The sequence below is a fragment of the Aequorivita capsosiphonis DSM 23843 genome, assembly GCF_000429125.1.
GTDB lineage: Bacteria > Bacteroidota > Bacteroidia > Flavobacteriales > Flavobacteriaceae > Aequorivita > Aequorivita capsosiphonis.
Window position 1 is genome coordinate 165,008 of record NZ_AUBG01000007.1, and the last position, 20,158, is coordinate 185,165.

At 36.6% G+C, this 20,158-nt stretch carries 23 protein-coding genes; 15 read left to right on the forward strand and 8 right to left on the reverse strand.

Annotation, left to right across the window (positions count from 1 at the left end):
* Positions 1 to 43 precede the first annotated feature (43 nt).
* The gene (locus tag G440_RS0107040) at positions 44 to 1,114 is read right to left on the reverse strand and encodes a branched-chain amino acid aminotransferase (RefSeq protein ID WP_026450663.1); all 1,071 of its coding nucleotides are present in this window, start codon (positions 1,112 to 1,114) and stop codon (positions 44 to 46) included.
* A 111-nt stretch (positions 1,115 to 1,225) separates the two neighbouring features.
* Between G440_RS0107040 and G440_RS0107045 the strand changes: the two genes are divergently transcribed.
* From G440_RS0107045 to G440_RS0107060, 3 genes are all read left to right on the forward strand, one after another.
* Positions 1,226 to 1,741 carry a DUF4920 domain-containing protein gene (locus tag G440_RS0107045; RefSeq protein ID WP_026450664.1) on the forward strand — a complete coding sequence of 172 codons (516 nt, stop codon included), beginning with the start codon at positions 1,226 to 1,228 and terminating at the stop codon, positions 1,739 to 1,741.
* Positions 1,742 to 1,746: 5 nt separating this feature from the next.
* Complete coding sequence (gene mnmC2, locus G440_RS0107050) at positions 1,747 to 2,415, forward strand: tRNA (5-methylaminomethyl-2-thiouridine)(34)-methyltransferase MnmC2 (protein WP_026450665.1); 669 nt, start codon at positions 1,747 to 1,749, stop codon at positions 2,413 to 2,415.
* A 264-nt stretch (positions 2,416 to 2,679) separates the two neighbouring features.
* Positions 2,680 to 3,585, forward strand: coding sequence for a TIGR01777 family oxidoreductase (locus tag G440_RS0107060; protein WP_034259156.1), 906 nt, complete (start codon positions 2,680 to 2,682; stop codon positions 3,583 to 3,585).
* 52 nt (positions 3,586 to 3,637) lie between these two features.
* Here G440_RS0107060 and G440_RS0107065 read toward each other — a convergent pair whose 3' ends face one another.
* Entirely contained in the window at positions 3,638 to 4,291 is a 654-nt protein-coding gene (locus G440_RS0107065; protein WP_026450667.1) for a YceI family protein, read from the reverse strand.
* A gap of 105 nt (positions 4,292 to 4,396) precedes the next feature.
* On the opposite strand from G440_RS0107065, the gene G440_RS0107070 reads away from it, so the two are divergent.
* The 9 genes from G440_RS0107070 (at position 4,397) to G440_RS0107110 (ending at position 14,743) form a co-directional block, all read left to right on the forward strand.
* On the forward strand, positions 4,397 to 4,993 hold the full coding sequence (locus G440_RS0107070; protein WP_084426645.1) for a nucleotide exchange factor GrpE: 597 nt from the start codon (positions 4,397 to 4,399) through the stop codon (positions 4,991 to 4,993).
* 2 nt (positions 4,994 to 4,995) lie between these two features.
* Positions 4,996 to 6,111 (forward strand): molecular chaperone DnaJ, encoded by a 1,116-nt coding sequence (gene dnaJ / locus G440_RS0107075; protein WP_026450669.1) that lies wholly within the window; start codon positions 4,996 to 4,998, stop codon positions 6,109 to 6,111.
* Between the two features lie 335 nt (positions 6,112 to 6,446).
* Positions 6,447 to 7,373, forward strand: coding sequence for an ABC transporter ATP-binding protein (locus G440_RS0107080; protein WP_026450670.1), 927 nt, complete (start codon positions 6,447 to 6,449; stop codon positions 7,371 to 7,373).
* 6 nt (positions 7,374 to 7,379) lie between these two features.
* Complete coding sequence (locus G440_RS0107085) at positions 7,380 to 8,687, forward strand: ABC transporter permease (RefSeq protein WP_026450671.1); 1,308 nt, start codon at positions 7,380 to 7,382, stop codon at positions 8,685 to 8,687.
* A gap of 179 nt (positions 8,688 to 8,866) precedes the next feature.
* Positions 8,867 to 9,787 carry a DUF6268 family outer membrane beta-barrel protein gene (locus G440_RS0107090; RefSeq protein WP_026450672.1) on the forward strand — a complete coding sequence of 307 codons (921 nt, stop codon included), beginning with the start codon at positions 8,867 to 8,869 and terminating at the stop codon, positions 9,785 to 9,787.
* Between the two features lies 1 nt (position 9,788).
* On the forward strand, positions 9,789 to 10,952 hold the full coding sequence (locus G440_RS0107095; protein WP_026450673.1) for a sigma-54-dependent transcriptional regulator: 1,164 nt from the start codon (positions 9,789 to 9,791) through the stop codon (positions 10,950 to 10,952).
* A gap of 155 nt (positions 10,953 to 11,107) precedes the next feature.
* Positions 11,108 to 11,986, forward strand: coding sequence for a PPK2 family polyphosphate kinase (locus G440_RS0107100; RefSeq protein ID WP_026450674.1), 879 nt, complete (start codon positions 11,108 to 11,110; stop codon positions 11,984 to 11,986).
* Between the two features lie 230 nt (positions 11,987 to 12,216).
* Complete coding sequence (locus tag G440_RS0107105) at positions 12,217 to 13,608, forward strand: M20/M25/M40 family metallo-hydrolase (RefSeq protein WP_026450675.1); 1,392 nt, start codon at positions 12,217 to 12,219, stop codon at positions 13,606 to 13,608.
* 265 nt (positions 13,609 to 13,873) lie between these two features.
* Positions 13,874 to 14,743, forward strand: coding sequence for a universal stress protein (locus G440_RS0107110; RefSeq protein ID WP_026450676.1), 870 nt, complete (start codon positions 13,874 to 13,876; stop codon positions 14,741 to 14,743).
* 7 nt (positions 14,744 to 14,750) lie between these two features.
* Here the strand turns inward: G440_RS0107110 and G440_RS19610 are convergent, their stop codons facing one another.
* Positions 14,751 to 15,464 (reverse strand): DUF1853 family protein, encoded by a 714-nt coding sequence (locus G440_RS19610; RefSeq protein WP_051285200.1) that lies wholly within the window; start codon positions 15,462 to 15,464, stop codon positions 14,751 to 14,753.
* Between the two features lie 92 nt (positions 15,465 to 15,556).
* The gene (locus G440_RS0107120) at positions 15,557 to 16,012 is read right to left on the reverse strand and encodes a DUF1801 domain-containing protein (RefSeq protein ID WP_026450677.1); all 456 of its coding nucleotides are present in this window, start codon (positions 16,010 to 16,012) and stop codon (positions 15,557 to 15,559) included.
* A 121-nt stretch (positions 16,013 to 16,133) separates the two neighbouring features.
* On the opposite strand from G440_RS0107120, the gene G440_RS0107125 reads away from it, so the two are divergent.
* The 3 genes from G440_RS0107125 to G440_RS0107135 all read left to right on the forward strand — a co-directional run bounded on the left by G440_RS0107125 (position 16,134) and on the right by G440_RS0107135 (position 17,317).
* Positions 16,134 to 16,466 carry a hypothetical protein gene (locus G440_RS0107125; protein ID WP_026450678.1) on the forward strand — a complete coding sequence of 111 codons (333 nt, stop codon included), beginning with the start codon at positions 16,134 to 16,136 and terminating at the stop codon, positions 16,464 to 16,466.
* Positions 16,467 to 16,543: 77 nt separating this feature from the next.
* A complete protein-coding gene (locus G440_RS20950; protein WP_084426648.1) occupies positions 16,544 to 16,936 on the forward strand; it encodes a TlpA family protein disulfide reductase in 393 nt (130 codons plus the stop codon).
* A gap of 108 nt (positions 16,937 to 17,044) precedes the next feature.
* Positions 17,045 to 17,317, forward strand: a complete 273-nt coding sequence (locus G440_RS0107135; protein ID WP_026450680.1) for a T9SS type A sorting domain-containing protein — start codon at positions 17,045 to 17,047, stop codon at positions 17,315 to 17,317.
* Between the two features lie 19 nt (positions 17,318 to 17,336).
* Here the strand turns inward: G440_RS0107135 and rlmF are convergent, their stop codons facing one another.
* The 4 genes from rlmF to G440_RS0107155 all read right to left on the reverse strand — a co-directional run bounded on the left by rlmF (position 17,337) and on the right by G440_RS0107155 (position 20,114).
* A complete protein-coding gene (gene rlmF / locus G440_RS0107140) occupies positions 17,337 to 18,185 on the reverse strand; it encodes a 23S rRNA (adenine(1618)-N(6))-methyltransferase RlmF (protein ID WP_026450681.1) in 849 nt (282 codons plus the stop codon).
* A 59-nt stretch (positions 18,186 to 18,244) separates the two neighbouring features.
* The gene (locus G440_RS0107145; protein WP_026450682.1) at positions 18,245 to 18,985 is read right to left on the reverse strand and encodes an AAA family ATPase; all 741 of its coding nucleotides are present in this window, start codon (positions 18,983 to 18,985) and stop codon (positions 18,245 to 18,247) included.
* Between the two features lie 189 nt (positions 18,986 to 19,174).
* Positions 19,175 to 19,810 carry a class I SAM-dependent methyltransferase gene (locus G440_RS0107150; RefSeq protein WP_026450683.1) on the reverse strand — a complete coding sequence of 212 codons (636 nt, stop codon included), beginning with the start codon at positions 19,808 to 19,810 and terminating at the stop codon, positions 19,175 to 19,177.
* 115 nt (positions 19,811 to 19,925) lie between these two features.
* Positions 19,926 to 20,114, reverse strand: coding sequence for a hypothetical protein (locus G440_RS0107155; RefSeq protein WP_026450684.1), 189 nt, complete (start codon positions 20,112 to 20,114; stop codon positions 19,926 to 19,928).
* Between the last annotated feature and the right edge of the window lie 44 nt (positions 20,115 to 20,158).

Here is a 20,158-nt window from a genome sequence, read left to right on the forward strand (position 1 = left end):
TGGAATTTGAGTTTTTTGAAATTTGGAAATTAAGTTTTGTTTTTTACAAAACTTCGTATCTCCAATTAAATGGATCTTTGGCCAGGTTATGCTGAATATTCATCAGTTCACTTTTAAAGCGGGTAGAAAAACTATCTTCTGGTTTGGTGAGCTCATAAATTTCTTCTTTATGTCCAAAAGCACTCACAGGGCTAATAACCGCCGCTGTTCCAGCTCCAAAAATTTCTTTTAGACTTCCATCTTTGGCAGCCTTCACCAATTCGGAAACTAAAATTGGGCGTATTTCTACATCTATATTATTGTGTTTTGCAAGGTCTATTACACTTTTCCGTGTTACACCGTCCAAAATTCTATCACTAACTGGAGCTGTTATTAAGGTATCGTTTATTCTAAAGAAAACGTTCATCGTTCCTGCTTCTTCAAGATATTTGTGCTCGCTATCGTCTGTCCAGATTACTTGCTGAAAGCCTTTTTCACGGGCCAGATTGGTCGGGTAAAACTGTGCGCCATAATTTCCTGCAGCTTTAGCAGCACCTACGCCACCATTTGCAGAACGGCTGTAATGGTCAGCAATAACAACTCGCACATCACCAGTGTAATAGGCTTGTACTGGGGTTGTTAAAATCATAAATTTATATTCTGTAGAAGGCGAAGCCGAAACGCCAACTTGGGTTGCCATAACAAAGGGGCGAAGGTATAATGAGTTGCCAAGACCAGGTTGGATCCAATCCTTATCCATTTTAATCAAGTTGTTTAAGCCTTCAAAGAAAATATCGCGAGGAAACTCTGGAATAGCCAAACGTTTAGATGATTTATTGATGCGCTCAAAATTTTGCTCGGGTCTAAACAACCACACTTTTCCTTGATCGTCCTTGTAAGCCTTCATTCCTTCAAAAACAGCTTGGCCATAATGAAAAACTTTTGCTCCAGGCGAAATAGATAAGTTGCCATAAGGTCTAATAGTAGGATTGTGCCACTCACCATCTTTATAGTCACATTCAAACATATGGTCGCTAAATATTTTTCCGAAAACTAGGTTGTTAAAATCTACTTCCCCAAGGCGAGAAGACTCGATTTTTTGTATATTTAATTTTGATGTTGTAGAAGAATTCATTGGTAGAAATGTTTATTTCGTAAAAATAGGCAAAATTTAAACCATTAAAAATTTAAAAAATCCTTAAAATTGCAAAGCAATAGTAATCAATAAATTAATAATTTTTTTAAAATGAAAAAAATACTGTTCATTCTCGCAATATCTGTTGTTTCATTTAGTTGTAAAAACGAAAAATCCGAAGAAAAAGTAGTTCCTAAGGTAGAAGAAATGGCTATGAACTATCAATCTTTTGGCGATGAAATTACGGATGCAGATGTTTTGACCAAATCCGAAATGATGGAAAAATATAAAACTATAAACCTTGGAGATACTTTGAATGTAAAGTTTGCATCAACGGTAAAAGAAGTTTGTCAGAAAAAAGGATGTTGGATGAATCTTGATTTAGGCGAAGCCCAGGCAATGGTACGGTTTAAGGATTATGAGTTTTTTATGCCAAAGGATATTGCCGGACAGGAAATAATCGTTAATGGTAAAGCTTATGTTGAAGAAATGAGTGTAGAAGATCAACGTCACTACGCCGAGGATGGAGGAAAGTCTCCTGAAGAAATTGCCGCTATCACAACGCCAAAACGCACTTTGGCTTTTGAAGCCGATGGTGTGTTGATTCCAGAAGTGGAAAAACAATAGTTCCTTTGAAACGTACACTTTTAAAGACAGGCGATGGTTCTTATACCTTGCACATTCCCGAATGGGACGAACAATATCACTCCAAACACGGTGCAATAGCTGAAGCCCTTCATGTTTTTATTAAAGAAGGACTTTATCATTGGCTTTCAGAAAATGCAACTTCTAAGATTTCTATTTTAGAAATTGGTTTTGGAACAGGCTTAAACGCCTTATTAACTTTTTTGGAATCGGAAAAACATTCTTGGAGTATTGAATACACGGGGGTTGAGGCCTTTCCGCTAGGTGAGGAGGAGTATCAAAAGATGAATTACAGCGAAATGCTGAAGACATCGGAGGAAGTCTTCCTAAAACTCCACAATTCTCCTTGGGAAGAAAATGTGATTGTCTCACAAAAATTTCAACTACGGAAGGAACAGAAATTATTTTCGGATATTTCTGCAGTAAACAACTACAATCTAATCTATTTTGATGCCTTTGGAATTCGGGTACAACCAGAACTCTGGACGGAAGATATCTTCGCTATCATGTATGCTTCGCTAAAACCCAAAGGTGTATTGGTTACTTATGCAGCAAATGGTAATGCGAGACGAGCTATGCAAGCCGTGGGCTTTAGGGTTGAGCGTCTTCCAGGCCCTCCGGGAAAAAAGGAAATGTTAAGGGGTACGAAATCTTAAATTCAAGATTTAAGGTTCAAGATTCAAAGTTCAAAATTACTCCAAGCTTTAAAAAGTTAGATTTATTCCAAAAAAAACTGAATGTCCGAATCTGGAATCATCGAATCCCGATTTAACAATTCACGAATTACCGAATCCCAATTGAAGGTGGCTGAATGAATTTCTATTTTCACAGAAAATAGAAGTTTATACCGAAGCCAAAAATCACAATCTTCCGTTAAGGAGCTTTGCTGTTCATTCTTGATTCTATAAATTTAGAATATTATGAAAAGAGTATTAATTACTGGGGCTACGGGGTTAATTGGGAGTGAGTTGGTTAGACAATGTCACAGTAATAATATTGCTGTTAACTATCTAACCACCAGTAAAGAAAAGATTGAAAACTCCGAAAATTATCAAGGTTTTTATTGGAATCCCAAGGAAGGGGAGATCGATATTAATGCCTTTAAAGATACATCAGCGATTATTAATTTGGTAGGAGCTTCCATTTCAAAACGATGGACAGACAATTACAAAATGGTAATTCTCAATAGCAGGATCGAAAGTATGAACTTGATTTATGAAAAGCTTCAAGAAATAGATCATCATATTGTTCATTTTATTTCTGCTAGTGGGGTTAGTGTATACCCTAATTCTAAAACAAAATTATATTCCGAAGAAGACGAAGCGGTTGACGACACCTTTTTAGCAAATGTTGTGGTTGCTTGGGAAGCAGCAGCAACTAAATTTTTGGATTTGGGCATGGAAGTAAGCAAAGTCCGTACTGGAGTAGTCTTAGCGAAAGAAGGCGGAGCTTTTTCAGAGTTAATTAAGCCCATAAAATTAGGGGTTGGCGCTCCATTGGGAAGTGGTGATCAATGGCAATCTTGGATTCATCTTGAAGATATAGCAGGAATTTATCTTTTTCTGCTAAAAAATCAAGTAGAAGGAATATTCAATGCAGTAGCTCCAAATCCCGTTCAAAATAAAAAAATGACCAAAATGATTGCTGCAAAAATGGATAGCCCACTTTGGTTGCCGAATATTCCTGCGTTTGCGCTAAAACTTCTGTTGGGTGAAATGGCTATTTTGGTCTTAGAAGGACAATTGGTCAGTTCCCAAAAAATTGAAAAACTTGGGTATCAGTTTAAATTCTACAATCTAGAGAACGCTTTACAGGATTTATTGTAAAAAAAAAGAGACCCGCAAAAGGTCTCTCTTATATATTGAATTCTTCTTTGGGTTATGCCTTGTTGGCAACCAAGGAAAGTGTAATCGTCATCGTATCGTCAATAAACTTATCTCCTAAATTTGGAAATATTGATTTTGAGCCAAAATTCACATCCCATTTTGTTCTGTCTAATTCAAAAGTCTCACTCTTTAGCATCATTTTATCTCCATCCATAGTTACAGATGCAGGAAATTCAACAGCATTGGTTTTGTCTTTAATGGTCAAGTTTCCTTTTACCACATTATTTTCAATACCTGTCATTTCAAATTTTGCAGATGGGTATTCCTTCACATTGAAAAAATCACCTTCTTTCCCGTCTGCCGTACCTTTAAGGTGAGCTTCAAGACCTGCTTTATCATCGCCTTCCAAGTCTTGAACGTTGATAGTATTCATATCAATTATAAAATTTCCAGCTTCAACATTTCCTTCGTTAAGATGAAAAACTCCTGAAGAAAGCGCTATTGTTCCGTTATGTGTTTTGGTTGGTTTTGAACCTTCCCACATAATTTGTGAAGCGGCTGGATCTACCGTGTATTCCACTGCCATTTCTGTTGCTTCGGCTGCTTGTTCCGTTGCAACTTCGGTATCTTTTTCAGCGTTTTTGCAAGAGAATGCTCCCACTGCAACAAAGGCTAACATTGTAATTTTTAAAGATGTTGATTTCATAATTATTGGTTTTTATAATGGACGGCAAACATAAGTTTAATATATATGATTTTTCTTAAAGTATTATTAAATTAAAAGCCGTGACATTTTGACATTTTAGCACAAATGGCAGTACTTTTGCTCCCTTCAGAAAAAAATGAAACAAACGCTATTATGAGCAAAAATGATAAATTCAAAGAAGACCACGAAGAAGAAGTGGTTTTCGAAGATAAAGGAATAAACGAGCAGGAAATTGCCGAAGAAAATGTGACTGATGCTCTTTCTGAGCTACAAGACGAATTTCAACGCGAAAAAGATCGGTATTTACGACTTTTCGCTGAATTTGAAAATTATAAGAAACGTACTTCTCGTGAACGTATTGAAATGTTCAAGACAGCAGGAGAGGACGTAATAGGTTCTTTACTCCCAATATTGGACGATTTTGAGCGTGCTTTAAAGGAAATTGAATCTATGGAGGATGACAGTCATTTTAAAGGTGTTGGCCTAATAAATAATAAACTTCGCGAAACTTTGCGTAACAAAGGCTTAGAGCTTATGAACGTGAAACCTGGCGATACTTTTGACGCAGATTCACACGAAGCAATTACACAAATTCCAGCTCCAGAAAAGAAGCTAAAAGGTAAAATTATTGATATAGTGGAAAAGGGCTACACCCTTGGCGATAAAATAATCCGCTACCCAAAAGTTGTTATAGGACAGTAAATATGAAGGAAGATTATTACGAAATATTAGAGATTTCAAAAAGTGCGACGGCTGCTGAAGTTAAAAAAGCATACCGAAAAAAAGCGATAAAACATCACCCTGATAAAAATCCTGGCGACCACGAAGCAGAAGCCAAGTTTAAAAAAGCAGCTGAAGCTTATGAGGTGCTTGGGGACCCCAATAAACGTTCCCGTTATGACCAATACGGTCACCAAGCCTTTGAAGGCGGCGGTGGCTTTGGCGGCGGCGGAATGAATATGGACGATATCTTTAGTCAGTTTGGAGATATTTTCGGTAGTGGTTTCGGCGGTGGCGGCTTCGGCGGAGGTTTTGGTGGCGGCGGCCGCAGAACCGTAAAGGGAAGCAATTTGCGAATTCGCGTGCAACTTTCACTGGAAGAAATAGCCACTGGTGTTGAGAAAAAAATAAAAGTAAAACGCAAGAAACTTGCAAAGGGAACAACCTATAAAACCTGTTCTACTTGTAACGGGCAAGGGCAGGTAACGCGAATTCAAAATACAATTTTGGGACGTATGCAAACATCCGCAACCTGTAGTGCTTGTGGAGGTTTGGGTCAAGTTGTTGATTCTAAGCCGCCAAATGCAGATGCTGAAGGAATGTTGTTGACTGAAGAAACAGTTTCCATCAAGATTCCGGCTGGTGTTGTTGACGGAATGCAGCTCAAAGTTTCTGGAAAAGGAAACGATGCTCCAGGTGATGGAATTCCAGGAGATCTTTTGGTAGCCATAGAAGAAAAACCACATGACAGATTACAGCGTGAAGGCGATAACCTACATTACGATTTATATATAAGTATTTCTGATGCAGTATTGGGAACTTCTAAAGAAATAGAGACCGTTACTGGGAAAGTTCGTATAAAAATTGATGCTGGCGCCCAAAGTGGTAAAATTTTGCGTCTTCGAAATAAAGGAATTCCAAGTATTAATGGATATGGAACCGGTGATTTATTGGTTCACGTAAATGTTTGGACACCAAAATCACTTTCAAAAGAACAAAAGGAATTTTTTGAAAGAATGAGTGATGACGAGCATTTCGAGCCGAAGCCAGAGAAGGAGGATAAGTCCTTTTTTGAAAAAGTTAAAGATATGTTCTCTTAATTAAACGTTAAATAGATATTTTTATATATATTTGAAAGGTCGCTTCGACTTAGAAGTGATATTTTTCTTTTTCATAGCAATTTTTTTTCCCACCCAAGAATTTATTTTTTTGGGTGGGTTTTGCTTTTAAGCAAGCCCCTAACCCCTAAAGTTTGCAGAAACGATCATCCGTCATCTAGCATCGGTCATTCTGCAACCTTCATCCGTCCCCCGTATTATTTCTTTCCTCTTTTTTCTCTCCTCTAATTCATTTATCTAAAAAAATCATAAATCTTGCCTTCTTTCGAGTACTACGATTCTCAAATCAATATATTTACATACTTCAATTAAAATCTATGGAAAAACTTTTAGTAGTCAACAATGTCTCCAAAAACTACGGTAATTATAAGGCACTTAACGATGTGTCAATAGAAGTGGAAAAAGGAAGCATCTTTGGCTTGTTGGGGCCTAATGGCGCAGGTAAAACAACCTTGATACGCATTATTAATCAAATTACCATGCCAGATTCGGGTTCTATCATTTTGGACGGAGAACCATTGCAGCCTCATCATATTCAAAATATAGGCTATCTTCCTGAAGAGCGAGGGCTATATAAAACAATGAAAGTTGGCGAGCAAGTTCTTTACTTGGCGCAACTAAAAGGACTTACAAAACAGGAAGCAAAGCATAGGCTAAAATACTGGTTTGACAGACTGGAAATTGGCGATTGGTGGGACAAAAAAATCCAGGAACTTTCCAAGGGAATGGCACAAAAAATCCAGTTTGTGGTTACAGTGCTTCACAACCCTAAGCTTTTGATCTTTGATGAGCCTTTTAGCGGTTTTGATCCTATAAATGCAAACCTTATAAAAGATGAAATCTTAAAACTTCGTGACGATGGGGCAACCGTAATTTTTTCTACCCACCGTATGGAATCTGTTGAAGAAATGTGTGATCATATTGCCTTAATTCATAAATCTAATAAAATACTGGATGGAAAATTAGTGGATATTAAGCGTCAGTACAAAAACAATGTTTTTGAAATTGGTTTGTCTACGCCAGATCACGCCGCAACTTCGGCCTTGTTGAAAGAAAAATTTGAAATTTTTCCTGCAACGTTTAAAAGTATAAATAACGAATTGCAATACAAGGTAAAAGTGCCGGACTCCATAGCTATCAATGATTTTGTAAACTACCTCACTTCGCAAGGGCAATTGACTCATTTTGTTGAGGTCATTCCTTCGGCCAGCGATATTTTTATTGAAACCATACAAAAAAACTAAAGAACGATGAACCATCTTCCTCTTATCATCAAAAGAGAATACCTTACCAAGATTCGCAATAAATCGTTTATAATAATGACGTTTTTAAGCCCGCTTATTTTTGTGGGTATTTTTGCGTTGGTAGCCTATTTGTCTAGCTTAAACAATGATACCGTTCGAAATATTGTGGTTTTGGACGATAGTGGGTTGTTTGTTGATGAATTCAACAACACACCGCATTTACAGTATAAAATTCTTTCTGACACTGCTTTCCCTGAAGCTAAAAAGGAAGCCGAAACCCAAGATATCTATGGCTTTCTTTATATTCCAAAAACAGAAAACCTAGATGATCTTTCGAAGGAAATAACATTCTATTCTACAGATTCGCCTTCGGTTTCTCTGATGGGGGATATCAACAAGTTGCTAGAAAATAAAGTGAATACCATGAAATTGAAGGAAGCAGGAATTGATTCCGAAACCATCAAAAACCTTCATATAAATATTAGAGCCAATCAAGAGACCTTCGGGGGGCAAGAGACTTCAAAGCTGGGCTCTGGTCTCAAGCTGATATTTGGAGGAGCGGCTGGTTACCTACTTTTCATGTTTATCATTATTTATGGTAATATGATTATGCGAAGTGTGATTGAGGAGAAAACCAGCAGGGTGATAGAAGTGATTATTTCATCGGTAAAACCTAGAGTACTGCTTTTGGGAAAAATATTCGGAACCACGTTGGCAGGAATAACACAATTTTTGATTTGGGTAGTTCTCATTTTGGTTTTGATGACGGCAGTAACATCTATTTTTGGAATAGACCCCACGGCTGGATCACCAACTGCACAGATGGTAGACCAAAATGTTAACGGCGGAACCCAACAAATGATGCAAGATATAATGATGGAAATAAACAATTTGCCAATCGCCAATTTGATTGTGATGTTTATTCTTTTCTTTATCGGCGGTTATTTATTATATGCCTCGCTTTATGCTTCAGTAGGTGCTGCGGTAGATAGCGAAACAGACACGCAACAATTTATGATGCCTATTTTAATGCCGCTTATTTTGGCGGTTTATGTAGGGTTTTTCACCGTTATCGATAATCCACATGGCATGGTTTCACAGGTGTTTTCCTATATTCCTTTTACTTCACCGGTGGTTATGTTAATGCGAATACCATTCGGTGTGCCGCTTTGGCAACAAATTGTTTCGGTAGTAATTCTCTTTGCAACTTTTATCGGTATGGTGTGGTTTGCTGCGAAGATTTATAGAGTTGGTATTTTGATGTATGGAAAGAAACCAACTTATAAGGAAATCTTTAAATGGCTTAAATATTAATCGTTTCAATTTTTCAGAATTACGTATAAACAGTGAAATATGTCTTGGTGTCAGTGCGTTGTTAAAAGAAAATAATATTGCTATTCATTTTCCAAGAAAAAAATGTTCGTCTATTGTCAATACCCATTTCAAAAACTGACGTAACGGATTTTTTTGGGGACTTAAAAAAAAAGAAATATATGATCAAAAGAAGCAATTTCATAATTGTACTCTTTGTGCTTTTGGCTATGGAAATGACGGCTCAAACCACAGACTTGGCGCGAGTTGAATACATGAATCTTCCGTATTCAAAATCTGATAATTCCTTACAGCGATACCGTGCTTTGGTCCAGGTGCCGATTCCGCTAGATAAAGATCGAAAGAGAATAGTTGTATTGGGTTTCGAATATCGTTATGTGGATGTAAATTTAAAGGATACCGAAGATGTTTTTGCTTTAGATAAGAATTTAGTAACTTCTGCTCAGCAAATTGATGCCTACTTGGGATATGTCTGGAAACACAATGAAAATTGGCGATTCGGAACAAAGGCGGGTGTGAAGATCCAAAGTGATTTTGAAGGAAAGCTATTGAGCGACGATTTTATATATGAGGTTGGCGTATTTGCCATAAACGATATGACCGATGATGTACCTGAAGGCGGAAAGCCGTATCGCTTTATCGCGGGACTTCAATATACCACAGTTCCAGGAAGATGGTATCCATTGCCAATTATAAATTATTTTAGAGAATTTCACCCTAATTGGACCTATACCATTGGAGTCCCAAAATCTAATCTTAGGCATTATTTAAATGACGGACATAAAGATGCGATTCAAGCTTTTGCTACATTGGATAATATTTATGCAAATATTCAGCAAAACTTCGTTCCATTAATTGACCAGGGAGAGGATGGGAAAGTTGCCGAAAGCATACAATTAACGGTCGGTCTTGTTGGTCTGGGCTACGAACACTTTTTTACAGAGCATTTATTGTTTTATGGCTATGCCGCCCATTCCGTTTACAATGATTTCCGTTTGGAAGATGGCGATGGGAAAAAAGTATATAAAATCAATACGGTAAATTCCCCTTATTTTAGAGCGGGAATAAAATTTAAATATTAGAATGTCAAGAATACTTATAATAGAAGACGAAGCAGCCATTAGAAGGGTTTTAGTGAAAATCCTTAGTGAAGAAAATAAAGGATACGAAGTTTTTGAAGCTGAAGATGGCCTTGCTGGAATGGAGATTATCAAGAAAGAAGATTTTGATCTCGTGCTTTGCGATATAAAAATGCCGAAAATGGATGGTGTGGAAGTTTTGGAAGCAGTGAAAAAGATAAAACCAGAAATACCAATGGTTATGATTTCTGGCCATGGCGACTTAGATACAGCAGTAAACACGATGCGTCTTGGCGCATTTGATTATATCTCAAAACCACCAGATTTAAATAGGTTGTTGAATACGGTACGTATTGCATTAGACACCAAAGAACTAGAAGTCGAAAATACGCGCCTAAAAAAGAAGGTTTCCAAGAACTATCAAATGATTGGAGAATCTTCGGAAATAGAGCAAATTAAGGAAATGATTGAAAAAGTGGCGCCAACGGAGGCCCGCGTTTTGATTGCTGGCCCCAACGGAACTGGAAAGGAACTTGTTGCACATTGGCTTCATCAAAAAAGTGAACGTAGCAAAGGTCCAATGATAGAAGTTAATTGTGCAGCCATCCCAAGCGAACTTATTGAAAGTGAGCTTTTCGGTCACGTTAAAGGAGCATTTACTTCTGCCAATAAAGACCGCGCTGGTAAATTTGAAGCCGCTAATGGAGGAACTATTTTTTTGGACGAGATTGGTGATATGAGTCTTTCGGCGCAGGCCAAAGTTCTTCGTGCGTTACAGGAAAATAAAGTACAGCGAGTGGGAAGCGATAGAGATATTAAGGTAGATGTTCGCGTTATTACCGCAACTAATAAGGACTTAAAAAAGGAGATAGAAGAAGGCCGTTTTCGTGAAGATTTATATCACAGATTGGCAGTTATACTTATAAAAGTCCCATCCCTAAATGATAGACGTAATGATATACCGTTGTTGGTGGATTATTTCACCGGAAAGATTTCAAGCGACCACGGAACTACACAAAAGAAATTTACCAGTAAAGCGATAAAACTATTGCAGGAATACGATTGGACAGGAAATATTCGTGAATTACGAAATGTTGTGGAACGTTTAATTATCCTGGGAGGGAAGGAAATCACTGAAGAAGACGTAAAACTATTCGCCAGTAAATAACGGAGCGATGCGCGATTGTTCGCTTCCTTGCAATGAAATAATAAGTTTATACTAAATTTTATAAATTCGTAAAACCAATAATTATTATTCACCCGTCACCCGTCACCCGTCACCCGTCACCCGTCATCCGTCATCCAACATCCAACAAAAGCATTATGAAAGAGATAAAAATTGAAGACTTTAAGATTTCTGAGAAAATAAAAATTGATGGAACCAAGACGAAATTCGATTTGGATGCTTCAAAAAAGGAACTTAAGAAGCATTTAAAGAAAACCCGAAAGGAATTGGGAGATCTTCAAGATAAGCTCTATGCCCACGGAAAATATGCGGTGCTTATTTGTATTCAAGGTATGGATACGGCTGGCAAGGATAGCTTAATTCGCGAGGTATTTAAAGATTTTAATGCGCGTGGTGTAATAGTTCACAGTTTTAAAACACCAACAGCATTAGAGAAACGCCACGATTATTTATGGAGACATTATATTGCGCTTCCGGAAAGAGGAAAATTTGGTGTTTTCAACCGTACCCATTATGAAAATGTATTGGTAACACGTGTTCACCCAGAGTATATTCTTGGTGAAAATTTGCCCGATGTGAATAGTTTGGAAGATATTGATGAAGACTTTTGGGACGAACGTTTTCAGCAAATCAATAATTTTGAAAAAACGATTCAACAGAATGGAACCATAATCTTTAAATTCTTTTTAAATCTTTCAAAAGATGAACAGAAGCACCGGCAATTACGCCGCTTGGACAAGCCGAACAAAAATTGGAAATTTTCTCCAGGTGATCTCGACGAGCGTGAACTTTGGGGTGAATATCAAAAATGCTATGAAGACGCCATAAACCACACTGCAAATCCACATGCTCCTTGGTATCTTATTCCGTGCGACGATAAAAAAACCTCCCGGGTTATTGTTGCAGATATTATGCTTCAGGAACTTAAAAAATATAAAGATATTAAAGAGCCTGAGCTGGATGACGCTATTAAAGACAAGATTTCAGAATACCGCGAACGACTTAAAAATGATTAATTTAAACACTTTTTGTATTTAGAAATATTTTTTAATGTTCCAGTCGCTCTGTGAATAACTGAGTTTTCTTCGAGAAACTAGGTGTTATAGATTTTGCACAGAGGTCCAAGAATCAGAAAGTTTCACAAAGGATAAAACTAGAAGATACATTTCCAAATAATTACTATTTATATGCAATTAGTTAAAATAGACTTCTAATTTTGTTTCACTTCATTTATAAATATATTTTGATGAAAACGCTTTCAATACCCAGCTTAATTTTCTTTTTATTTTTTTCTTCAATAAGCATTTCACAAAATGCCATTCAGGATTCTATAATGCTGAAAAAGATATATTCCACAGCATTGACTGATGGAAAGGCTTATGACTGGCTGGATTATCTTTCCAACGAAATTGGTGGCAGACTCTCCGGTTCTATTGAAGCGGAAAGCGCAGTAAACTATACAGAAGAACAATTAAACGAACTGGGTCTCGATAAAGTGTGGCTTCAATCTGTAATGGTTCCAAAGTGGACACGTGGTTTTAAAGAATACGCTTACATCGAAACAAATTCTGGCGATAAATCAGTTACAAACATCTGTGCCCTCGGTGGTTCTGTACCAACCCCAAACTTAGGCATTAAGGCTGAAGTTGTGGAAGTTCAAAACTTCGAAGACTTGACAAAGTTGGGAAAGGATAAAATTGCTGGAAAAATTGTTTTCTTTAACCGCCCGATGCAAGCAGATTTAATTCATACGGGTTCTGCGTATGGCGGTGCTTCAAACCAACGCTATTCAGGAGCAGAACAAGCAGCTAAATACGGCGCAATTGGAGTTTTAGTGCGTTCATTGACTCTTAAGCTGGACGATTCGCCACATACGGGCGCAATGAGTTACGGAGATACCCCAAACTCCCAACGAATTCCAGCAGCAGCCATAAGCACGAAAGGAGCCGAATACCTTAGCAGCCTGTTAAAACTTCAACCGAATCTTCAGTTTTATTTTAAGCAGAACTGCAAAATTTGGGACGATGTACCTTCATTCAATGTTATAGGTGAAATTACGGGCAGTGTACATCCCAATAAATTTATGGTTGTTGGCGGCCACTTGGACAGTTGGGATCTGGCAGATGGCGCACAAGATGATGGGGCAGGAGTAGTGCAGAGCATGGAAGTGCTACGCTTGTTTAAAAAATTAAACTATAGACCAAAACACACCATTCGAGTGGTTTTGTTTATGAATGAGGAAAACGGATTACGCGGTGGATTAAAATATGCCGAAGAAGCCAAAAGGAAAAAGGAAAAGCACGTATTTGCTTTGGAAAGTGATAGTGGCGGATATACCCCACGCGGTTTCTCACTTGAAACCGATGCTGCCAACGTGGCACAGATACGATCTTGGGCTCCACTTTTTAAACCCTATTTAATTCATTTATTTGATGAAGGTTACAGCGGCGCAGATATCCGCCCAATGAAAGGAAATATTGATGTTCTCGCTGGATTACAGCCAGATTCGCAACGGTACTTTGATATCCACCACTCAGAAAATGATACTTTCGATCAAGTAAACAAACGTGAATTGGAACTCGGTGCGGCTACTATGGCTAGCTTGATGTACTTAATGGATATACACGGGGTTAAATAAGTATTCAGTATTCAGGAGTCAGTAATCAGTGATCCGTGATCAGTATCCAGTGATCAATATTCAGTGGCGGTAGGCAGTTTAAAGGAGTTACAATAGTTTTTAAAGACGTCACAATAGCTTTCCTTTAGTCGGCAGTTAAATAAGTTCAGTCTCCTTTTTTGGGAAAGTGTTATAAATGATTTAAAACGATTATAAGTAACTTTGGTAGAGTTCGTTGATTGAAAGATCAAAGAATTTTAAACTAATCTCTTATAATTTTAATATCATGAAAACTATACTTGTGCCTACCGACTTTTCAGAAACGGCCAAGCTTGCTTTAGAAGTGGCTGTACAATTGACCAAAAAATACAATAGTAAACTAGTGTTATTGCATTTGTTGGAAATCCCAGTGCATCTACTGCCTACAGGAGATAAGACCAATGATGTTACTTCTGCTCAAAGTACGCACCAAAACGATTTGCCTGCGGCTCTGTTTTATATGAAACTGGCACAAAAGCGTTTTGCCGAAATTGCCGAATTACCATTTATGAAAGGAGTGGAATACGAGGAAAACGTACAAAACTATTTAGACTTTAAAGCAATAATAGACTCTGCCCATAAATACAATGCCGATTTAATTGTAATGGGATCTCACGGCGCAACTGGATTTAAAGAAATGTTTGTCGGTTCCAACACAGAAAAAGTGGTGCGTACTTCGGATATTCCTGTCTTGGTGATTAAAAGTAAAAACGAAAACTTTAATGTGAAGAATTTTGTATTCGCTACAAATTGGGAAAAGGAAAGCAAGCAATCGATTATCGATGCGTACAAATTAGCTGAGAAACTTGGTGCCAAAATGAATATTCTCTATGTTAACACGTCTGGAAACACTTTCTTGACTACTGAAGAGATAGACCAAAAGTTTGATAACCTATTAAAAGATACAGCGATAAATGGGGATGCGGTTACTACGAGTATCTATAGCGATAAATCTATTGAAGAGGGTATTCTCAATTTTAGTAAAAAAATGAACGCAGATCTTATTGGCGTTACTACACACGGAAGACGTGGCATAGCACACTTTTTTAACAATAGCATTAGTGAAGATATTGCCAATCACGCCGAAAGACCGGTAGTTACTTTTAAAATTGAGTAGCACTTTTTTACCAGCAAACCACAAAAAAACGTTCCACCTTTTGGAGCGTCTTTTTATAAATTAGAGGCGACTTTTTATTCTGAATTTGTAATTCAATCAGTTTTTCTACTTCTGAAAAGGAATACCAATTAACAATGGACTCCATTGGTAAAAGCCATTCCTTTTTATTCGGAATAGCGTACAATGCAGTTCTGTCTTCTTCACTAAAATCCTTGTGCTTTATCCAATGCCCAACAACGCTAGCTGCATAATTAGCAGGAAAGTTTCTACGGTTTAATTTCTTCGGAATAAATAAAAATGCTTTTAGACACAATTGTTGAAAGCTCGGAATTTCAACTTCAAGAGATTCAAGTTTTTCAATTGTTTCATTTTTATAAAGTAGGGGAAATTGCTTCCACTTTACTTTTTCCAATTTATCATAAAGACTATCCTTTCTGTTGGGACCAATCCATTTTTCTTCTTCGGAAGAACCTGCGTCCACATCATATAAATAGAATTTACAGGCTAATTCAATATGGATAACTCGATTTGTTTTAAGATTTCGAAGTATATAATCCAACTCGCCTAAGGTTTCTTTTTCACCGTGAATTTGAAGATTGGCAGTTAGAATTTTATAGTTTTTTGAACGCATTAAATATGCTTCAAAGCAGGATTCTGCTTGCATTCCGAGAACTGAATTCTTCGGAAATTGGAATTCATTTTCAGATATTTCTTCGTCCAAAAATTTAAAATTTTCAAAAGGATACTTTTCCGAATTTATCTTTAAATCGGGAACGTTTATAAAATGTTGTAAAAAGCTTTTTGTTTTAATACCTATTTTTTAAATGTTCTCTCATATTTCGCAATCCAGTCTTCTACAGACATTTTGGCGGTAAGCGTTCCCAATAATTCAAATTGAATATTATTTGGGTTTTTGAACCGAATACAACTTTTACCGATATCAAGCTTTCCAGTTGTGTGTTTTGGATATTCATCGGTAAACCATTTTAACAAATCTGGGTCGCTGTAAATTCCCATATGGTGAAAGCCTATGTGATTTTTCATAGAGGAAATACTCATAAAAGGCAGTGAATTTGTAGGCTTGCAGTGATAACCATCAGGATAAATGCTGTGCGGAACCACGTAGCTTATCATTCCGTATTGCATAGTTTCCTCAAAACCTTTAGGAAGATTCTTTTTAATTGTTTCACTTAGTTTTTGCATGACTTTATTTCGATCTTCCGACAACGTGGTGATGTATTGGTCTGCTGTGGTTTCTTCAGTTTGCATCTTGTGAAAAATTTATACTCAAAGTTAAACGTTTTTGATTAAAAGTGTTAGTCGAGGTAGATGATAAACTTTTTCGTCATTAAGATTTATAATTGTACTTTAGAAAGAAATATAAAAAGATATGAATAAAGTTATAGCGTTTTCAGTAGTTGCCCTTTTCTTTTTATTTACAACGGAAGGATATTCCCAAGGAATCTCAAAAGATGATTTCCTCGAAATAATTATAGTTCAAAAGGCAAACAACCGCGGGAAAGTTAAGCGAATAAAAGTGGAAGAACAAACTGCGTTATCAGGACAGAATATTACTATTAAGGAAATCGAAAAGATTGAGCAGACTTCAACCTTATTGAATTATATGAACGCCCACGACTGGGAGTTTTTGGACCGGCAATCTGTTGTTTCCAGTGATAATGATCCTGTTTGGATGAGTTATATTTTTAGAAAGCGAAAATGATTGGAATGAAAAATGACTAATGAATAATTTTTAACGATGAGGAAAATGTTTAAAATCATTTTCTATTTACTTCCGTTATTTATAGGTTATGGAGCCACGTCTCAGGTTCCAATTACAATCTTGGAGATGTAGTTGATGATTTTACAGTTACGGATGTTAATGGCGATGTCTGGAATTTATACGATATAACAGCTCAAGGCAAATATGTTTATCTCGATTTTTTCTTTACGGATTGTGTGCCTTGCCAACTTACTCAAGCTACTTTTAATGAAGTTTACGATAAATACGGTTGTAATAATGGAGATCTTTTTTTGATTTCTATAAACCGAGGTACAGAAACAAACGCAGAAGTAATTGCTTATGAAATTGAATTCGGAGGATATTTTAACCACGCGCCGGCTGTTGGCATTGAAGGTGGTTGTGAAGCGGTCACCAATAATTTTGGAATAAATGCATACCCTTCATATTAATTAATTAATCCTGACAATGTTTATATACACAGAATAGGTGGAACGATAGGCGGTGTTACAGTTGAAGCTTTTGAAAACAGTTTTTCCACAAATTTTAATCCGGAGCCGATGCAGTGTAATTTGGGAATCAACATTGACAAGATAGATTTTAATTTTACCGTCTTTCCAAATCCAAATGATGGGAATTATATAAACTTATTTGTAAAAGATTTTTATACACATGCTGCGGTTGTTATTTACAACACTTTGGGGCAGGTGCTATATTCACAGGAAATTAATAAGCCTTCCACTGTTATAAAACCTAATTTGCCTTCAGGGAGTTATTTTATCCAACTAACAATACAGAATGGAAAATTCACTAAAAACCTATTAGTGGAATAAGCTGTTTTTTCAACGCTCTTTATTTCTGAAACGTCCAAGCAATAAATCGGCTTTGTTTATTACCTAATTCCATCTCCACGATTTTTACTTCTGAAGGTTTGGTTTTATTGACCGCTCTTTTTATGTTTTTCAGGTTTTCTTTTTGTGAAACGATAGCCGTAAACCAATGCACTTGCTCTTTAAATTGAATACTTTCTTCGGCCATCTTTTTTATAAAGGCTTCTTCACCACCTTTATACCATAACTCATTGCTCAAGCCTCCAAAATTTTGAGTTTTATCTTCACTTAATTGAAGATTTTCAAACTTCCGTAAGTTGCTTTTTTCAGCATCGGTGCGGTTTTTAAAGAAAGGTGGATTGCAAACAACTACGTCAAAAAAGTCATCAGGTTGGATGATGTGTTCCAGAATATGAGTTTTAAACTGTTGGTGTCTAAGTTCAATATCTCTTAGTTCCGGATTTTTAGCAATGATTTCCTGTGCATTACTGAGGGAATCAGTATTTACTTCGCTGGCAGTACATTTCCAATTGAAATGTCTGGTTGCAAGGATTGGGTAGATGAGGTTCGCGCCAGTACCAATATCCAGCAAATGAACATCTTCTTTAGGAAGCAAATCGGCAATGTGCAAGAGATAATCCAATCTCCCAGGAACGGGTGGGCAAAGATTGTTGTCGGGAATACTCCAAAAGGTTATCCCGTAATGAGCCTTTAGTAAAGCGGTGTTTAGCGCTTTAACTGCTTCGCTGTTTGCAAATTTTATCGTTTTGGTATCGTATTCGTTTACATAAACGAAAGGTTCTAAAGGCGGATACTTTGCCACCAAATTGTCAAAATTGTAATCTTTGCTGAAAGGGTTTTTAGAATGCACGGGTTGATTTTTTGAAGGGTAAAGATACTATAATCAGCGCCGTTCTATTGTATCTTAATCTAATGTTCTACATTTTCGTTGACTTCCGGCTGCGCTTTGGCCTCTTCTTTTGCAATTATAGCGTTTTTCATTGCTCTAAAAGTAATATCCTTGGCTTCGGCATACGAAATGTTATAAACGCGTTCCAGGTTTCTAAACTGTTCTGGAAATTGTTCCAATAGCGAATTATAATAGACATCCAATTGCTCTTCAGTTGGCAATACAAACTTTAATTTCAGTTGAAATCTTCGTAAGAGTGCGGTATCTATAACTTTAGAATGGTTTGTCGCAGCAATCAATAAAGTGTCATTTGGCAGTTCGTCTATCAATTGGATTACTGTGTTTACAAGACGTTTCATTTCGCTGGAATCCTTGTCGTCGTGATCCCGCAGTTTTCCGATGGAATCAAATTCATCTAAAAACAAAACGGCTTTTTCCCGGTTTGCTTTTTTAAAGACATCCGTTATATTCTTGGCGGTCTCACCTAAACGTGAAGAGACGATGTTTCCCAAGTTTAGAGTAATGATTTTCTTATTTAATGCTCGAGCTATGGCTTTAGCCGTGGTTGTCTTGCCACAACCTGTATGACCGAAAAGAAAAATTTTATTGTCAACCGGAAGCTTGTATTGACTTAAAACATCAATGTGTGAAAACTCTTTTAATAATTGGTTTAACGCATTTTTGTTAGCCTCGCTTAGATGGATTTCATCCAAGCCAATCGTGTTTTCATTTGAGTTGAGTATAAAATCTGATATAGCCATTTTGCCTACTTATTTAAGACTGCAAAAATAGCGAAGCTTTTTGAATGATTGGTGTGTTATTGTGAGAAGAAATGACTTGTAGTTTTTCCAAGAGGTTTGGGTTTAATTAAAGTTAAGTTGTGGCTTCTCCAATTCAATCTAACCAGTTACGCAGACATATCTTGAGTGTGCTAGAGGGAAATCATTGTTTTACATTTGTTTTGTCAATATTATGATAGTATGGTCTTCATCAACGCCTTCTGCTTTTATGTGCTTTTTTGTAAATAGTTTATTTATTTCAAATGAATTGGCTTTTAACTCATTTTTGATCATATCCAAATTATGATACTGAAAGTAAACCCTATCTCCGCTACTTCCTGATATAAATCCAGAATCTTTATAATCTCCTGCAACAAAACTTAAGTATAATATTCCAGCGTTGTTGAGAAGGTTTTTACAGTCGGCAATCAATTTTTCGCAATCAGATTGTGATAAGTAGGGGATGCAGAAACCGCAAATTACAGCATCAAACTTGGTATTTAGACTGTCTATTTCTCGACAATCCATAACTTCAAATTCAGCCGTTGGATTGTTCTTTTTAGCCAGTTCAATCATATTTTCTGAAATGTCAATTCCCTTAATTTTTAAATTTGCATTTTTTGATAATAGATAGTTGGTAATGTTTCCCGGGCCGCAACCAATTTCCAGAACTGAAGAATTTGGGTTCTGCATTAAATCAAGAAAAGAATCATACGTGTCATTGTACAAGTCTAAAATCATAAACTTCTCTTGGTAGATTTTGGCTACTTTATTCCAAGTATTAAATGTTTCCTGATATTTGTCCATTTTTTGTTGATGTGGCTAATTATTATATTAGATAGTTTTTTATGACTTGAATTTACATTTTATTTTTTTGTGATGGATGTTGGGATGCTCAATTTGATGGTTTGTGGATTAAATTTTAGAGTTCAAGCACTGTTGCAGGCACGATTGCTACGATTGAGCTAGCCCTCTTCTGTTTTGCTTTTTTAACTTTAAAATACATTACAATAAGAAGAACGATTGCAAGTAGGATAAATGGAACATCTGTAACAGTTAAAAATCTTAGGTCAATTTCTGGAGTTGGATCTATTAATCTTAAAGCTATCATTATTCAGTTCTTTATTTTCTTGAATCTATTGTTAATATTAACTT